A 16,031-nucleotide genomic window follows, 5' to 3' on the forward strand; every position below is an offset into this window, starting at 1 on the left:
GGCACCGCACGAGCCTATCAACCGGCCCGGATCGGACCCCTGACTGATAGGTTCGGATGAGGGACGAAGGAGCGTCGATGTTGCCTGATCTCACGCAGTATCTGTGGATAGCGTGGCTCGTGCTGGCCCTGATCTTCGTCATCGTCGAGTTGCTCACACTCGAGTTCACGTTCCTCATGCTCGCCGGTGGAACCTTGATCGGCGGTCTGGGAACGAACCTCCTGTCCGCCCCGTGGTGGCTTCAGGTCGCCGCGGCCGCTGCGGTGTCGGCGTTGCTGCTGTTCACCATCCGGCCGCTCCTCCTGCGGGCCCTGCGCCGGAGCAGTCAGCACATACCGACCAACGTCGACGCGCTCGCGGGCCTGGGCGCCCGCGTCCTCGTCCCCTTCGTCGACGGAGCAGGGGCGGTCAAGCTCGACAACGGTGAGACGTGGACCGCCCGCCTCGTCGACGATCGCGCAGACGTCCCCGTCGGTTCCCGCCTCGTCGTCCGTGCCGTCCGCGGTGCAACGGTCGAGGTCACTTCCCCCGCCCCTGATACGAAGGAGAACGCCCGTGGTTGATGTCGGCGCTTTCGTCGGGCAGATCTTCGTGATCGTGCTCCTCGTCGTCCTGGCGATCTTCGTGATCGTCGTGCTCTTCCGCTCGATCCGGATCATCCCGCAGGCCTACGCGGGCGTGGTCGAGCGCCTGGGGCGCTATCAGCGCACGCTCGCGCCCGGACTGAATCTGCTCGTGCCCTTCATCGATCGGGTCCTCCCCCTGGTCGACATGCGCGAGCAGGTGGTGTCGTTCCCGCCGCAGCCGGTCATCACCGAGGACAACCTGGTGGTCTCTATCGATACCGTCGTCTACTTCCAGGTCACCGACGCGCGTGCCGCCACGTACGAGATCAACAACTATCTCGGAGCCGTCGAGCAGCTGACGACCACGACGCTCCGAAACGTCGTCGGAGGCCTGAACCTCGAAGAAGCCCTCACGAGCCGTGACAACATCAACGGCCAGCTGCGCATCGTCCTCGACGAGGCGACCGGCAAGTGGGGCATCCGGGTCTCGCGTGTCGAGCTGAAGGCGATCGATCCGCCCACCTCGATCCAGGACTCCATGGAGAAGCAGATGCGCGCCGAGCGCGACCGCCGCGCCGCGATCCTCACCGCGGAGGGCTCGAAGCAGTCGCAGATCCTCGAGGCGGAGGGTCGCCGCCAGGCGGAGATCCTGAAAGCCGAGGGCGACAAGCAGGCTCAGATCCTGCGCGCCGAGGGCGAGTCGGCCGCGATCCAGTCCGTGTTCCAGGCGATCCACGACGGCAACCCCGACGACAAGCTGCTGGCCTACCAGTACCTCCAGACCCTCCCGAAGATCAGCGACAGCGCGTCGAGCAAGCTCTGGATCATCCCGAGTGAGTTCACCGAGGCGCTCAAGAGCATGAGCGCGGGGTTCGCGGGCCGTCGCGACGACCGGCCGGTGCCGCCCGCCGATCGGTCGGCCCCGCCCGCACCGTGACGCATCCGTACTTGAGCGCGGAGCGGCCGAGGGTGCTGGCGCACCGCGGGTTCGTGCCGCCCGACTCCGAGGGAATCGTCGAGAACACCTTCGCGGCGTTCGCGGCAGCGCACGCACTGGGAGTCCGATACGTCGAGTCCGACTGCCATCTGAGCGCGGACGGCACGGTGATCCTCTTCCACGACGCCGACCTGTCGCGAGTCACCGGCGATCCGCGCCCCATCGCGGATGTGGGCGATCGTGAGCTGGAGGAGCTCATGTCCGATCGCGGCGGGCTCGTCACTCTCGCCCAGGCGCTCGAGGCGTTCCCGTCCCTGTCGTTCAATCTCGATGTGAAGGCCGATGCCGCAGCCGAGAGAGTCGGTCAGCTGGTGGCCCCTCACGCGGACCGCGTCCTCCTCACCAGCTTCTCCGATCGCACGCGCGAGCGCGCTCTCCGCGCCGCGCGTGCCGCGGGAGGAAGCCCGGCCACGTCTGCGGGAACGAGCCGGATCGCGGCGCTCGTCGCCGCCGTCGCCTCAGGTGTGCCATGGTTGATGAGTCGTGCGTTGCGCGGCATCGACGCGGTACAGGTCCCCGAGCGCCGGGGCCCGGTCCGCATCGTCTCCCCCCGAATGATCCGCGCGGTCCACCGTGCCGGCGTCGAAATGCATGTCTGGACGGTCAACGACGCAGACAGCATGAGACGCCTGCTCGCTGCCGGCGTCGACGGCATCGTCACGGATCGGTCCGACCGCGCGCTGACCATCGCGGCGGGGGAACGCTGAATACCCCGACACGCTGAACATCGGCTGTGAAACCCCGATGATCAACCGTTGTTCGGATGATGCACACAGCTGCGCACGTTACAACTGATAGCCGACGAGAGGACCACACAATGGCAGACCGCAGCTTGCGCGGCATCCGACTCGGCGCCTCGAGCCTACAGAGCGAAGAGGGCGTCGTCTTCCACGACCGGGTCAACCACACGTACGTGTGTTCGCGCTGCGAGCACGAGACCGTCATGACCTTCGCCGCCGACGCAGAAGCGCCGGAGACCTGGGAGTGCCGCGCCTGCGGCGCCGAGGCTCTCTTGCGCGTGGGCGACGGGCTCGTCGAGGTCGATCACTCGGGCGACAAGGCCGCCCGCACGCACTGGGACATGCTGCTCGAACGCCGCACGATCCCCGAGCTCGAAGAGCTGCTCGAGGAGCGTCTCGCGATGCTCCGTGAGCGCCGCGGCTCTCGTTTGAGCGCCTGAGCCTCCAGCTCCGCGCGACATGCCGTCGGTCCCTCGGGGCCGACGGCATTCTCATTCTCGCGGAGCGGAGCCCGACCGGCGGCGCGTGATGGCGACGGTCGCACCGCACGCCACGAGGGCGAGGAGGCTCCCCCAGCCGAGGATGAGCTGCACCGCTCCCCCGACCACGACGGCCGGCGTGAGGCCGGTGCGCAGCGGCACCTCGGTGAGCATCGCGCCTGCTTCGGCCGCCGGCAGTCCGTCGAGCTCGCTCCCGTCGGGCGCGATCACCTGACTCGTTCCGACGGTGGAGATGTTCACGACCGCGCGCCCGGTCTCGATTGCCCGCATCCGCGCGAACGCGAGCTGCTGCAGGTTCTCGTCGGTGTCGCGGAAGTCGGCATTGTTGGTCTGGAAGACGTAGAGCTGCGCGCCATCGCGCGCGCCCGTCCAGATGACGTCGTCGTACAGCACGTCGAAACAGATGGCGAGCCCGACACCCACACCCGACACGTCCATGAACGGTGCATTGGTCCCCGGCGTGTACTCGCGCTGGATGAGCCCGATCAGATCGGGCACGATCAGTTCGAAGAACCACCGATCGGGCACGTACTCCCCCATCGGGACGGGCCGCGACTTGTCGTGGATGGCGACGGGGTTCTCGGCGCCGGCCTCCCAGAGCATGGACGTGTTGTAGACGTCGTCGCCGCGCTGCGTCGCCGCGTTGACGAGCAACGGCGCGTCGACCCGCTCCGACAGACGGTCGAGGGTGTCGGCGACCGAGGCATTGGAGAGGGGGTCTGCGTCGATTCCGCCTTCCGGCCAGACCAACAGGTCCATCGGCTGGTCGATGATGGGCTGGGTCGCGGCGAGTTGCGAGCGCAGGACGTCGTAAGGCTCGCGCGAGTCGAAGTAGCCGGTCGGACCGTCGCCCTGCACGGAGCCGACCCGATAGGTCCCGGCATCCGCCGTCGGGAAGGCAGGCACAGCGACGAGCGCGACCGTGACGATGGCCGCGGGCAGAGCCGTGCGGACGTCGCGCAGGCGACCGAGGCGCAGCCACTCCACGACTGCCGCCGTCACGAAGACCATGAGGAAGGTAAGGCCTGCGACACCCGTCCAAGAGGCGATGTGCGCGAGCGGGCTCTCGGACTGGCTCATCCCGATCCGGCCCCAGGGGAACCCGGTGTAGGGCCAGGAGCCCATGAAGAGCTCGCGGGCGGTCCACAGCCCCGCGACGAGGGCCGGAAGTGCCACAAGCCGTCCTGCCCCGCCGGGAAGCAGCCGCGGTAGCCAGCGGTAGGCGAGAGCGATGGGGATCGATCCGACGGCGAAGAAGACGGTCTCGATGCCGGCGAGGCCGAACCACGGCAGCGGCCCGAGATACCGGGTGATCCACGAGATATGGATGAAGTAGAACGACGCCCCGAACACGGCGCCGACGGCGAGAGCCCCCCAGACCGAACGCCCGATGAGACCCACGAGCGCGAATGCGACGCCGACGAACGCCAGCGGCCACCACCCGATGTCGGGGAACGCGGCATCCAGCACGGCGCCGCCGACGACGGCGCCGATGAGTGCCAGCCACAGCGGTATCAGGGGCCGCTCGGCGGCCGAAGACGAGTCGGGCACGTGATCGAGCCTAAACGCCGGAATATGCCACGATGCCGCGGCGGACCGCTTCCAACGCCGCTCGCGCCGTCCGCGCCACCTCGGCCTCCGCGACGAGCGAGAGCTGATCGAGGAGATCGATGGTCTGCTTCGTCCAGCGCACGAAGTCGCCTGCCGCCATGTCGGCCTCCACCAGCACGCGATCGAGCATGACGCCGCGCGCCCAGGAGTGCATGGCCTTCGCCAGCCCGGTCGCCACCGGCTCCGTGCCGGGCAGACGGTGATCCTTCTCAAGGTCGTCGAGCACCGCCCACAGCTCCTGCGTTTCGGCCAGCGCCGTGCGGAAAGCTCCGCGCGGCAGGCCGTATTCACCTGGCCCGTCGCCTTCGCGACGCGGTTCGTAGACGAGGCTGCATGCCAGCGCCGCGAGACCTGCGGGGTCGAGGTTGCGCCAGATCCCTCGGCGGAGCGACTCGGCCACGAGGAGGTCGCGTTCACCGTAGATCCGTCGCATCGTCGCCCCGGCCGCCGTCAGCGTCGTCGTGCCGTCGGCGTCGACAGCGACGTAATCGAGTGCGGTGAGGACATCGACCACCCGATCGAACACGCGCGCGACGGTGCCGGTGCGGGTGTCGATCTGCTGCCGCAGTTTCTGGACGTCGCGCCGCAACCGCCAATAGCGCTCGGCCCACCGAGCGTGGTGCTCACGGTCCGGGCAGTCGTGGCAGGGATGGCGCTGCATTCGCTTCCGGAGCCCGGCCAGTTCATCCTGCCGGCGTTGCCGGATCCGCGCCGGGGCTGTGCGGTCGTTGCGGTTGAGCTTCTCGAGGTCGCTCAGCTCGCGCCGGATGCCGGAGTACTCGGCGAAGTCGCCGCGGTCGCACGTCATCGAACGGGCGTACCCGTCGAGGGTCTGTTCCTTCTCTTTGACCTGGCGTGCGAGGCCCACGACGGAGCGGTCGGCCTGGAACTGGGCGAAGGACGACTCGAGGATCTCGCGGGCCTCGTCGCGTCCGAACCGGTCGATGAGGTTCACGGCCATGTTGTAGGTCGGCCGGAAGCTCGAGTTCAGCGGGTAAGTGCGCCGAGACGCCAGTGAGGCGACCGCCTGCGGATCGAGCCCCTCGCTCCACTGGATGACCGCATGGCCCTCGACGTCGATGCCCCGGCGCCCCGCGCGTCCGGTCAGCTGGGTGTACTCGCCCGAGGTGATCGCCACCCGAGCCTCGCCGTTGAACTTCTCGAGCTTCTCCAGCACGACCGTGCGGGCGGGCATGTTGATCCCCAACGCGAGCGTCTCGGTCGCGAACACCGCCTTCACGAGCTTTCGTTGGAACAGCTCCTCGACGACCTCCTTGAACGCGGGCAGCAGTCCCGCGTGGTGAGCGGCAACCCCGCGCTCGAGGTTGTCGCGCCACTCCCAGAAGCCGAGTACCGCGAGGTCTTCTTGCGCCAGCGCCCGCGTGCGTCGATCGACGATCGCGCGAATCTCGTCGCGCTCTTCGGGGGTCGTGAGGCGCAGACCCGCGCGGCGAACCTGCTGGACGGCCCCGTCGCAACCCGCTCGGCTGAAGATGAAGAAGATGGCGGGAAGCAGGTTGGCCCGGCCGAGCAGCTCGACCACCGCGGGACGGTCGATGCGCTCGAGGCGCTGCACGGCTGCTGGGCGCGCGGGCGCTGTGCCGCCGCGGTGCTTGCGATGCGCCTCGCGGCCCCCTCCCCCGCGGTATCCGTGCGCGCGGCGGTTGTTCTCATAACGCTGGCTCTGGGGCGACCTCAGACGTGTGAGCTCTTGGTTGACCTGAGCCGTCGCGACACCGGAGCGGTCGTCGAACAGCGGCAGGAGATCCCCGCGCACCAGGACGTGCTGCTCGAGAGGGACCGGGCGGATCTCGGAGACCACCACCGCGGTGTCACCCCGGACCGTGTCGAGCCAGTCGCCGAATTCCTCGGCGTTCGAGACCGTCGCCGAGAGCGCCACCATCCGCACGGACGGGTGGAGGTGGATGATGACCTCCTCCCACACCGCGCCTCGGAAGCGATCGGCGAGGTAATGCACCTCGTCCATGACCACGTACCGCAGTCCACGCAGAGCCGGCGAGTCGGCGTACAGCATGTTGCGGAGCACTTCCGTGGTCATGACCACGATGCGAGCGCTGCCGTTGATGTTGGTGTCGCCGGTCAGGAGGCCGACCTCGTCCTCGCCGTAGACGTCGACGAGCTCGCGGAACTTCTGATTCGACAGCGCCTTCATGGGCGTCGTATAGAACGCCTTGGTATCGGGTTCGAGCATCGCGAGGTGCATGGCGAACTCGCCCACGATCGTCTTGCCGGCGCCCGTCGGAGCAGCGACGAGGACGCTCCTGCCTTCCTCGAGTGCATGGCACCCGGCGACCTGGAACGGGTCGAGGTCGAATCGTTGCATGCCGGCGAACGCCGCCGTGAGCGGATGCGCCCGGGCGGACTGCGCCGCGAGGAATCGCTCGGCGGGACTCGCGTCGCTCACGAGAGTGGATCGGTCGTCGGGGCCGGACCGGGAACGGTGAGCTCAGGAGCACGACGCGAGCGCCGAAGATCGAGCAGGAGCGACAACGCGGCGGCCGCGAAGTAGAGCACCGTCAGGATCGACGCCAGCATGAGCATGCTGACGATGTCCGCGGCAGGCGTCGCGAGCCCCGAGAAGACGACGGCGATCAGGATCGCGACGCGCCATCCCTTGAGGATCGCCTTGCCGCTCATGATCCCGGCGAAATTCAGGGCCACGAGGAAGACGGGGATGATGAACGCGACTCCGACCACCAGCAGCAGCTTGAAGACGAAGTCGTAGTAGTACTTGCCCTCGTAGAAGTTCGCGGACGATTCCGGCGAGAACGTCGCCATGATCTCGACGATGTGCGGCATCACGAGCCAGCCGGTGTAGACGCCCGCGAAGAACAGCGGTACTGCGGCCGACACGAAGCCGACTGTGTAACGGACCTCTTTGCGCGTCAGGCCGGGCATCAGGAAGGCCCAGATCTGCCACAGCCAGACCGGGGCGGAGAGGATGATGCCGACCGAGAAGGAGATGCGCAGCCGCATGTCGAACGGGCCGGTGATCGTCGAGTACATCAGCTTGACGGCCTCGGTGTCGCCACGCTGCTCCGCAACCATCCGGATCGGCTCGGTCATCGCCCAGATGATCCAGTCGGTGAGGAAGAAGGACACCACCATCGACGCCACAAGGGCGATCGCCGAGATGATCAGACGTCGTCGCAGCTCGATCAGATGCTGTCCGAGAGACATGCGCTTGTCGCGCCGGGGCGCGCCCTCCGCCCCTGAGCGCGTGCGCTCAGCCGTCACCACGCGGGGCTACGGTGTGGGAGCCGCGGGACCGCTCTTCGGGTCCGCGGGCTTCTCGACGGGTGCGACGTCAGCCGTCGTCGAGGTGGCGGTGCCGGCGGTGGCATCGTCTTCCTTCATGGCCTTCATCTCGCCCTTGAAGATACGGGCGGACTGTCCCATGCTCTTGGCCAGCGCCGGAAGCTTCGCGGCACCGAAAAGCAGCAGAATGACGATGAGTAGGATCCACAGGTGCGGACCTGCGAACAGATTGCTCATTGAGTCTCCTCATCGATGGTTTCGCACAGTCTAACCCCCGCACTGATGCGAAAGCCCGCTTCAGCGGTACTGATCGAGAGCCGCCTGAGCCCAGTCGTGAGCTGCCCGCCGGGCCTCCGGCGGCGCGACGATCTCGACGTCGCCGCCGCTCCGGGCGACGAGTCGTTTCAGCGAGCGGGGGTCGGCGACGCGGATGAACGCCCTCCGGAATCCGCCTTCCTCGTGCACCTGCGCGTTGGCGAGGAACTCGCCGACGGCCGAGGCTGCGTGCGCCGGGTAACGGATCTCGGCGACGACCTCGTCGTCTCCCGGCTCGAAGAGTTCGGGCACCGGCTCCGAAGAGTGCAGCGCCGCGATCGAGGTGACTGCGGGCTCGGTGACGCGGTCGAGGTGGAAGGTGCGCATGGCGCGGCGCATGTGGCACCAGCCCTGCAGATACCACTGCCCCGCCGAGATGGTCACCTTCACCGGATCCACCGTGCGCGTCGTCGGATGCGCATCCGGGGCGGTGTAGGTGAACGTCACGGCGACACCCTCGCGGAGTGCGCGCGCCACCGTCTCACGGACGTCGTCGACGGGAGCGGGCGCGACGATGACATCCGCGGGCGTCTGCCCTGCGCCGCGCGAGAGCTTCGTGAGGAGCCCCTGCACGACACCGCTGTCGCCGACCCCCGGAACGGCGGCGGCGAGCTGCAGCCCGGCGAGCAGGGCTGCGGCCTCGCGAGCGGTGAGGCGGGGAGACCGCTCCAAGCCGACCGCGTTGGTGATGACGATGCGGTCCTCGCGGTCGAGCAGGTCCCAGTCGATGTCGAACAGATCGTTCGCCATCTGCCAGAAACCGCCCTCGCCGGGGAGCCCGATGACGGTCAGCTTCTCGACCATCGCACGCATCTGCCGCGGTTCGACGTCGAAGTCGCGGGCAGCCTGCGCCACCGTCACCTCGCCTTGCGCGATCAGATAGGGGACGAGCTGGAGGATCAGCGCGGCACGGTCGGTCGCCACGACCGGCTGGCCGCTCACGCCGACTCCGCCGATCGGTCGCGGGCGGCGCGCAGACGCCGCATGACGGCATCCTGCAGCGCGCGCGGCTCGAGAACCATCACCTCAGGTCCGTACGAAGCGAGCTCGTCCGCGAACACCTCGAGGTCGACGAAAGGGATCTCGACCTGTCGCCCATTCGTCGCTTCGGCACGGGCCCGGCGACGCAGACGCAGTTCCGCCTCGGTTCCCGGCACCGCCGTGACGGTCGCGTTCTGACGGAGCGCGACGTCGCGAAGGCCTGATAGCGCCCGTTCGCCGGCGCCGACGCGAAGGCTCTCGTCGAATCCCTGCCGCGTCACGACGACGTCGCTGAGAACGCGGGAGAGCAGGAACGTGCGCTCGGCCTCCACGCCGGTGTCCCACCCGAACAGGTGCCAACGGGCCTCGAACTCCACCAGCGCGAATGGGCGCACCCGGCGCCGCCGGGGGCGATCGGAGCCGGGACGGAGGTAGTCGAACTCGACCTCCCGGGCCTGCTCGATAGCCCGCTGAAGGGGCAGGAACGACGCGTCGTGCAGGTCGAGCCTCGGGGCGAACCCGATGATGGGCTCGTCCACGTCGATGCCGAGCGAGCGGATCTTGCGCAAACCCGAACGCGCCCCGGCAGACAGGGTGTGCTCGCCCCACACTCCCCCGGCCAGCGTCAGCACGGCCAGTTCTGCCGGGGTGAAGGTGATGTCGGCGGGCAGCTCGTACTCCGTCGGTGGGATGCGGTAGCGCGCCTCACGGAGATCGTCGGGGTCGGCGTAGTCGCCGATCGTCTCGATCGGCACACCGAGGCCGCGGAGGTTCTCCTTGTCGCGTTCGAACATCTTCTCGAGCGCCTCGCGTCGTGAACCGGATTCGACCTGCTCGCGGTATCCCGACACGGAACCCAGGATCGTGTCCTTCGTCACGCCCTGTTCGGTCGCCATGAGGGCGACGACCAGGTTGACCAGGCGCTCCTCGGGAGGGACGCGTGCTGGGGTGACGGACATGCCTTCGATTCTAGGCGTGCGCGCCCGCGGCAGATTCAGGACGCGGGGTCGAGGCCGAGGATGTCGACGACGAAGACGAGGGTGGAGTTCGCGGGGATCGCGCCCTGCGCGGTCTCGCCGTATCCCTGGTCCGGTGGAATGACCACGAGGACCTGCGAGCCGACGGTCTGGCCACGCAACGCTTCCGCGAATCCGGGGATCGTCTGGTCGAGCTCCATGGGCTGAGCCCCGCGATCCCACGTGCTGTCGAAGACCTTCTTGTCGGCCCACGTCACGCCGGTGTAGTGCACACGGACCGGTACATCACCGGTGACCTCTTCGCCATCACCCTTCTTCAGCACCTCGACCGCGAGATCGGTGGGCGGGTCGTTGTCGGGGATGAGGACCCCGGGGCGTCCGTCGGGGGCGACGACGACCGAGGGCATTCCTGCGCGGTCGTTGAACTGCTCCGCACCGTCGGCCGCGGCGAGGTAGACCTTCTGGAGGTCGAGCACGACGACGGTCGTCGCATCCTCGGCCATGCCGAAGCGGGCGCGCGTGTCTGCCGTCACCTCGTCGGGCCCGAGAGCCATCACGACACGAGACCCCTCGGTCGCGCAGTGCAGCGCGTCGACGAGCCCGGGGAACGTCGCCTCCCAGCTGTCGAGCGGGTAGACCTCCGACAGCTGGCCGGTGTACCCGGATGCCGCGATCGGGGCGCCGGACGAGCCGTCGATGACCGTGAGGTCGAAGACGACGTCCTGGGCATCGCTCGTGATGGCGCGGCCCTCGCCGGTGATGGTGTCACGTGCCGACAGGCCGTCGCCGTGCACGGGAGCCGACAGCTCGACCGTGGGCTTGGTACCGACCGGCGTGTCGGTGATCTCGACCAGATCGAGGGCCGACGACGCGGACACGTCGCGCGTGCACGACGCCGAGCCCGAGGACGGCGTGGCACAGGCCGTGAGGGACAGCACGGTCAGAGAGAGGGCGCCGGCGGCGGCGATGATCCTACGCACCGCAGCAGTCTACGCGGACTCGCCGTCGTGCCCGTCCGACGCGGAGGCGGCGCCGCGGGCCGCGCGTTGGGCCTCACGGACGCGCTTGCGCAGGTTCTTGTCGGTGATCTCGCGGTCGCCCACGGCCCCGGGCGTCCACATCTCGACGTCGGCATCGGCATAGGACGGCTTCTTCAACGCGCGCTTGCGCACATCCGGCGGGATCGCTCCCGGCGCCAGCCGGCGGGCGGTGAGGAGGAAGCCCGTGTGCGCCACCATCCGGTGGTCGGGACGCACGGCCAGTCCCTCGACGTGCCAGCCGCGGATCATCGTCTCGGAGGCGTCGGGGTCGGTGAACAGCCCGGTGCCGCGCACGTACTCGGCCACGCGGCTGAGCTGGGTGGCGGTGGCGACGTAGCAGAGCACCACGCCGCCGGGGGCGAGCGCGTCGGCGACGGCGTCGATGCACTCCCAGGGGGCGAGCATGTCGAGGACCACGCGATCGACGGTCCCCGGCGCGACGGCGTCGGGAAGACTCTCGACCAGATCGCCGACGACGACGGACCAGTTCGCGGGGGCGCTGCCCATGAACGTCGTGACGTTCGCCTCGGCGACCTCGGCGAACTCGGCGCGACGCTCGAAGGACACGAGCCGGCCCGTCTCGCCGATGGCTCGCAGCAGCCAGAGCGACAGCGCGCCCGAGCCGACGCCCGCTTCGACGACGGTCGCCCCCGGGAAGATGTCGGCGGCGGCCAGAATCTGCGCGGCATCCTTCGGATAGACGATCGCAGCCCCGCGCGGCATCGACATCACGAAGTCGCGCAGCAGCGGCCGCAGCGCGAGGTACTCGTGGCCCCCGCTGTTGGTCGCCACCGACCCGTCGGGCTGACCGACGAGCACCTCATGGCGCAGGACCCCGTGGTGGGTATGCAGCTCGCCTCCCTCGCGAAGCGTGATCGTGTGCATCCGTCCCTTGGGGCCGGTCAGCTGCACGCGGTCGCCGTAGCGGAAGGGGCCGCGGGGCTGCAGGTCGTCGATCATGCGGAGGCTCCGAGTCGGTGGAGGGAGAAGAGATCGGCCAGGTCGGCCACCGAGCGTCCCGCGAGGGAGTCCCAGAGTGCATGAGCGCCGAGCCCGTGCAGCGGCACCATCAACGGCACCCCGAGTGCGACCGCGCCGGAGGCGACCGCCGAGCGCAGGCCGTTCGGAGAGTCCTCGATGGCGACGGTGTCGGCCACGTCGACGCCGAGCGCCTCGCATGCTTGGAGGTAGGGGTCCGGATAGGGCTTGGGGCGGGTTGCTTCGTCGCCGGCGACGACGGTGTCGAACGCGTCGAAGGGAATCGACGACACGACCGTGTCGGCCATGCTGCGCATGGACATCGTCACGAGCGCCGTCTTGATCCCCGCTTCGCGCAGACCGGAGAGCAGTTCGCGCGCGCCCGGGCGGAACGGCGTGCCGCCGAGGCGGAGCTGCCCCGAGACGGTTTCGGTCAGGTGGTCGATGATCTCGTGCGTCTGCATCCGAACGCCGGCGTTCTGCAGGATGCCGGCGGAATCCTCGAGTCCGAGTCCGACGAGACCGAGTGCCTGCTCGTGCGTCCACACGCCGCCGAAGCTCTCGACCAGCGGTCCCTCCGCGGCCATCCAGTACGGTTCGGTGTCGACGAGCGTGCCGTCCATGTCCCAGAGGACCGCGGCGGGGGAACGAGAAGTCATCCGCACCATGTTACCGATGCGGGGCTGAGAGGCCGCGTGGCCCGACCCGCACGCACCGGCCTCGGCGTATCGTGGAGCAGACCCGCTCGCGCAGAGCGAGCCGGCACGGAACGGAGGACGGGTTGAACAGTCTGGGACGCCGCGTCCTCGTGGTCGCGTTCGACGGATGGAACGACGCCGGCGAGGCGGCCACGGCCGCCGCCACGCAGCTGCGCGAATCCCGTCCCTACGACGCGGTCTACTCGGTCGATCCCGAGCTCTACTTCGACTACATGTACACGCGGCCGCACATCCAGGCCGACGCCGACGGCCGCAGATCCCTCACCTGGCCCGATGCGACGATCTGGCGCCCCCGCGCGACCGCGCGCGGCACCCGGCTGTGGATCCTCAGCGGCGCCGAGCCGGCGCGTGCCTGGAAATCGTTCGCCGCCGAGCTGGTGGACGCCGCGCTGCGTGAAGACATCACCGGTGTGGTGGCGCTCGGATCGATGATGAGCGACGTTCCGCACACTCGCCCCATCACCGTCTTCAGCGGAAGCGACAACGACGAGCTGCGGACGGCGCTGGGCCTCGAACGCTCGACGTATGAGGGCCCGGTCGGCATCCTGTCGGTCATCGCCGCAGCCGCGGAGGAGGCCGGAATCCCCACGGCCGCACTGTGGGCGAGCGTGCCCCACTACGTCGCGGGTCACTCGCCGTCGCCGAAAGCGACTCTGGCGCTCCTCGACAAGCTCGAGGGCATCACGGGGGCCAAGATCGCCCGCGGCTCGCTGCCGGGCGATGCACTCGCCTGGGAGGCGACGATCGACGCCGCTGCCGCGGACGATGAAGAGATGACGGAGTACATCCGGCAGCTCGAGCAGACCCGCGATACCTGGGACTCCCCCGAGGCGTCGGGCGACGCGATCGCGCAGGAGTTCGAGAAGTATCTGCGCCACCGGGGTGACGGCGGCGACGGCCGCGGCCTCGGTCGCGGCCCGCATCGCTGAGAGGCGAGCCGCGACCGGCGCTCGGCCGGTTCAGTATGCCTGGAGCACACCCAGCGAGAGCAGGACGATCAGCACAGCGCCCAGGCCGACGCGGTAGAGCACGAACGGCAGGAAGCTGCCGCGCTTGAGGTACTGCATGAGGAAGGCGATCACGGCGAGACCCACGCCGAAGGCGACGACGGTGGCGACGGCGGTGTCGACGAGCGAGAACACCGAGGCGCCGGGCTCGCGAATCGCCTGCAGCAGCTCATAGAGACCACTGCCGAAGACGGCCGGCACAGCCAGAAGGAAAGCGACCTCAGCTGCGGCCGGGCGTGTGTACCCGAGCGCGAGCCCCATGGTGGTGGTGGCTCCCGAGCGCGACACTCCGGGAATGAGGGCGAGTGCCTGCGCAAAACCGAGCGCGAGACCGTGCCCGTAGGTCAGGTCGTTCTCGGTGCGGACACGACGCCCGAGAGCGTCGGCGGCGCCGAGGATGAGGCCGAAGACGATGAGGACGATGGCCACGAGCCAGAGGTTGCGGAAAGTGTCGCGGATGACGTCCTGGAAGAGGAAGCCGAGCACGCCGATCGGGAGCGTGCCGATGATGACGATCCACCCGAGTCGCACATCCGCGTCGTTCCGCGGGACCGAGCCGGTGAACGATCGGAACCACCGACCGATGATGCGGGTGATCTTCTTCCAGAAGTAGACCAGCACGGCCAGCTCGGTGCCGATCTGGGTGATCGCGGTGAAGGTGGCGCCGGGGTCCTGGGCCGATGGCAGGAACTCCCCCACGATGCGCAGGTGAGCGCTCGAGGAGATCGGCAGGAACTCGGTCAGACCCTGGACGATACCGAGGATGATGGCCTCGAGGAGCTGCATGAGCGGCCTTTCAATACGTGCGGATGAGATCGGTGAGCACGCGCTGTCCGAAGACGAGTGCGTCGATCGGGACGCGTTCGTCGACTCCGTGGAACATACCCGTGAAGTCCATATCGGCCGGGAGGCGCAGCGGCGCGAACCCGAATCCCGCGATCCCCAGCTCCGAGAGGGCCTTGTTGTCGGTGCCGCCGCCCATGAGGTAGGGCAGCACCGGAACGCCGGGGTCGTGGCGTCCGAGTGCGCCGACCATGGCATCGACGAGCGATCCCTCGAAGGGAACCTCGAGCCCGATGTCACGGTGCACGATCTCGATGCGGATGTCGTCGCCGACGATCCGCTGGATCTGCGCCAGCACGGCGTCCTCCTGCCCGGGGAGCGTACGCACGTCGATCGCGGCCGACGCGGCATCGGGGATGACGTTGTGCTTGTAGCCCGCGGTCAGGCCCGTCGGATTCGTCGTGGTGCGGAATGTCGACGCGAGGAAGGCGGAGGTCGGACCCGTCGCAGCTGCGACGGCATCGGGATCCGAGGAATCGCGCCCGCTGATGCCGGCGAGGTCGGAGACGAGGCGTCGCGTGGTGTCGGTGAGCTCGATCGGCCAGGCGGCGCGGCCGAGGGCCGCGACGGCCTCGGCGAGCCGGGTGATCGCGTTCTCCGGGTGCAGGCGACTGCCGTGGCCCGCCCGCCCGGTCGCGTGAAGTCGTAGCCAGACGAGGGCCTTCTCGCCGACCTGCAGGAGATAGGCCCGGTGCCCGTCGACGCCGATCGAGTACCCGCCCACCTCACTGATGGCCTCGGTCGCGCCGGCGAACCACTCCGGGCGGTCGCGCACGACCAGCTGGGAGCCTTCGACCCCGCCGTTCTCCTCGTCGGCGAAGAACGTCACGACGAGGTCGCGCTCGGGCTGCTCGCCCGCCCGCAGCAGCTCGGCCACGGACGTGAGGATCATGGCGTCCATGTCCTTCATGTCGACGGCGCCTCGGCCCCACAGCATCCCGTCGCGAACGACTCCCCCGAACGGGTCGACGCTCCAGTCGTCGGCGACCGCCGGCACGACATCGAGGTGGCCGTGCAGGACGAGAGCCGGCTTGGAAGGGTCGCGTCCCGGGATGCGCACCGAGACGTTCGTCCGCCGCGGGATCGGCTCGTAGTACTCGGGCCGGAGACCGAGCGCCTCGAGGTAGGCCCCCACGTACTCCGCCGCCTCGCGTTCGCCGCGTGAGCGGCCCTCACCGTAGTTGGTGGTGTCGAATCGGATCAGGTCTCGCGCGACGCGGGCGACCTCGGGCAGATCGTCGTACTCGGACATGCTCTCCACGGTAGTCGCGAACGCTTCCTGGAAATGACGAAGGGCTCCGTTTCCGGAGCCCTTCTCTCACTGTGCGCGAGGGGGGACTTGAACCCCCACGCCCTATACGGGCACTAGCACCTCAAGCTAGCGCGTCTACCTATTCCGCCACCCGCGCAGTGTTTTTCAGTTGTTCCCGACCGAGGAACAACACTAACACGTCCGTCCCGGGGTGAAGAATCGTCGG

General features: G+C 68.8%; 16 protein-coding genes and 1 tRNA gene. 5 read left to right on the forward strand and 12 right to left on the reverse strand.

Annotated features, from left to right (window positions below):
• Positions 1–77: 77 nt before the first annotated feature.
• The 4 genes from DEU36_RS01225 to DEU36_RS01240 all read left to right on the forward strand — a co-directional run bounded on the left by DEU36_RS01225 (position 78) and on the right by DEU36_RS01240 (position 2,743).
• Entirely contained in the window at positions 78–563 is a 486-nt protein-coding gene (locus DEU36_RS01225; RefSeq protein ID WP_120262574.1) for an NfeD family protein, read from the forward strand.
• The gene (locus tag DEU36_RS01230) at positions 556–1,503 is read left to right on the forward strand and encodes an SPFH domain-containing protein (protein ID WP_120262575.1); all 948 of its coding nucleotides are present in this window, start codon (positions 556–558) and stop codon (positions 1,501–1,503) included. The genes DEU36_RS01225 and DEU36_RS01230 overlap by 8 nt, the downstream gene beginning before the upstream one ends.
• A complete protein-coding gene (locus DEU36_RS01235) occupies positions 1,500–2,270 on the forward strand; it encodes a glycerophosphodiester phosphodiesterase family protein (RefSeq protein ID WP_120262576.1) in 771 nt (256 codons plus the stop codon). Before DEU36_RS01230 ends, DEU36_RS01235 begins: the two co-directional genes overlap by 4 nt.
• Before the next feature lie 110 nt (positions 2,271–2,380).
• A complete protein-coding gene (locus DEU36_RS01240; RefSeq protein ID WP_120262577.1) occupies positions 2,381–2,743 on the forward strand; it encodes an RNA polymerase-binding protein RbpA in 363 nt (120 codons plus the stop codon).
• 51 nt (positions 2,744–2,794) lie between these two features.
• On the opposite strand, the gene lnt is transcribed toward DEU36_RS01240, so the two are convergent.
• From lnt to DEU36_RS01285, 9 genes are all read right to left on the reverse strand, one after another.
• Entirely contained in the window at positions 2,795–4,354 is a 1,560-nt protein-coding gene (lnt, locus tag DEU36_RS01245) for an apolipoprotein N-acyltransferase (RefSeq protein WP_259455163.1), read from the reverse strand.
• Between the two features lie 10 nt (positions 4,355–4,364).
• Positions 4,365–6,839, reverse strand: coding sequence for an RNA helicase (locus DEU36_RS01250; RefSeq protein WP_120262578.1), 2,475 nt, complete (start codon positions 6,837–6,839; stop codon positions 4,365–4,367).
• Positions 6,836–7,615, reverse strand: a complete 780-nt coding sequence (tatC, locus tag DEU36_RS01255; protein WP_120264292.1) for a twin-arginine translocase subunit TatC — start codon at positions 7,613–7,615, stop codon at positions 6,836–6,838. The genes DEU36_RS01250 and tatC overlap by 4 nt, the downstream gene beginning before the upstream one ends.
• Positions 7,616–7,681: 66 nt before the next feature.
• Positions 7,682–7,930: a twin-arginine translocase TatA/TatE family subunit gene (locus DEU36_RS01260; RefSeq protein WP_120262579.1), complete on the reverse strand. Its 249-nt coding sequence runs from the start codon at positions 7,928–7,930 to the stop codon at positions 7,682–7,684.
• 60 nt (positions 7,931–7,990) lie between these two features.
• Positions 7,991–8,950, reverse strand: a complete 960-nt coding sequence (locus tag DEU36_RS01265) for a YafY family protein (RefSeq protein ID WP_120262580.1) — start codon at positions 8,948–8,950, stop codon at positions 7,991–7,993.
• Positions 8,947–9,948, reverse strand: a complete 1,002-nt coding sequence (locus tag DEU36_RS01270) for a YafY family protein (protein WP_120262581.1) — start codon at positions 9,946–9,948, stop codon at positions 8,947–8,949. The genes DEU36_RS01265 and DEU36_RS01270 overlap by 4 nt, the downstream gene beginning before the upstream one ends.
• A 35-nt stretch (positions 9,949–9,983) precedes the next feature.
• The gene (locus tag DEU36_RS01275; protein ID WP_120262582.1) at positions 9,984–10,946 is read right to left on the reverse strand and encodes an FKBP-type peptidyl-prolyl cis-trans isomerase; all 963 of its coding nucleotides are present in this window, start codon (positions 10,944–10,946) and stop codon (positions 9,984–9,986) included.
• Positions 10,947–10,955: 9 nt separating this feature from the next.
• Positions 10,956–11,966 (reverse strand): tRNA (adenine-N1)-methyltransferase, encoded by a 1,011-nt coding sequence (locus DEU36_RS01280; protein ID WP_120262583.1) that lies wholly within the window; start codon positions 11,964–11,966, stop codon positions 10,956–10,958.
• Entirely contained in the window at positions 11,963–12,643 is a 681-nt protein-coding gene (locus DEU36_RS01285) for an HAD family phosphatase (RefSeq protein ID WP_120264293.1), read from the reverse strand. Before DEU36_RS01285 ends, DEU36_RS01280 begins: the two co-directional genes overlap by 4 nt.
• Before the next feature lie 122 nt (positions 12,644–12,765).
• Here DEU36_RS01285 and DEU36_RS01290 point away from each other — a divergent pair, with 122 nt between their 5' ends.
• On the forward strand, positions 12,766–13,632 hold the full coding sequence (locus tag DEU36_RS01290; protein WP_120262584.1) for a PAC2 family protein: 867 nt from the start codon (positions 12,766–12,768) through the stop codon (positions 13,630–13,632).
• Positions 13,633–13,662: 30 nt separating this feature from the next.
• On the opposite strand, the gene DEU36_RS01295 is transcribed toward DEU36_RS01290, so the two are convergent.
• The 3 genes from DEU36_RS01295 to DEU36_RS01305 all read right to left on the reverse strand — a co-directional run bounded on the left by DEU36_RS01295 (position 13,663) and on the right by DEU36_RS01305 (position 15,962).
• Positions 13,663–14,496: an undecaprenyl-diphosphate phosphatase gene (locus DEU36_RS01295; protein ID WP_120262585.1), complete on the reverse strand. Its 834-nt coding sequence runs from the start codon at positions 14,494–14,496 to the stop codon at positions 13,663–13,665.
• A gap of 10 nt (positions 14,497–14,506) precedes the next feature.
• Positions 14,507–15,805, reverse strand: coding sequence for a M20/M25/M40 family metallo-hydrolase (locus DEU36_RS01300; RefSeq protein WP_120264294.1), 1,299 nt, complete (start codon positions 15,803–15,805; stop codon positions 14,507–14,509).
• A gap of 72 nt (positions 15,806–15,877) precedes the next feature.
• A tRNA-Leu gene (locus tag DEU36_RS01305) sits at positions 15,878–15,962 on the reverse strand.
• Positions 15,963–16,031: the final 69 nt, after the last annotated feature.

It is taken from the genome of Microbacterium sp. AG238 (genome assembly GCF_003610405.1).
In the GTDB taxonomy this organism is placed as follows: domain Bacteria; phylum Actinomycetota; class Actinomycetes; order Actinomycetales; family Microbacteriaceae; genus Microbacterium.

Coding starts and splice junctions, on each gene's coding strand:
- DEU36_RS01225 (WP_120262574.1), top strand. CDS start 78: ATGTTGCCTGATCTCACGCAGTATCTGTGGATAGCGTGGCTCGTGCTG.
- DEU36_RS01240 (WP_120262577.1), top strand. CDS start 2,381: ATGGCAGACCGCAGCTTGCGCGGCATCCGACTCGGCGCCTCGAGCCTA.
- tatC (WP_120264292.1), bottom strand. CDS start 7,615: ATGTCTCTCGGACAGCATCTGATCGAGCTGCGACGACGTCTGATCATC.
- DEU36_RS01260 (WP_120262579.1), bottom strand. CDS start 7,930: ATGAGCAATCTGTTCGCAGGTCCGCACCTGTGGATCCTACTCATCGTC.
- DEU36_RS01270 (WP_120262581.1), bottom strand. CDS start 9,948: ATGTCCGTCACCCCAGCACGCGTCCCTCCCGAGGAGCGCCTGGTCAAC.
- DEU36_RS01280 (WP_120262583.1), bottom strand. CDS start 11,966: ATGATCGACGACCTGCAGCCCCGCGGCCCCTTCCGCTACGGCGACCGC.
- DEU36_RS01285 (WP_120264293.1), bottom strand. CDS start 12,643: ATGACTTCTCGTTCCCCCGCCGCGGTCCTCTGGGACATGGACGGCACG.
- DEU36_RS01295 (WP_120262585.1), bottom strand. CDS start 14,496: ATGCAGCTCCTCGAGGCCATCATCCTCGGTATCGTCCAGGGTCTGACC.
- DEU36_RS01300 (WP_120264294.1), bottom strand. CDS start 15,805: ATGTCCGAGTACGACGATCTGCCCGAGGTCGCCCGCGTCGCGCGAGAC.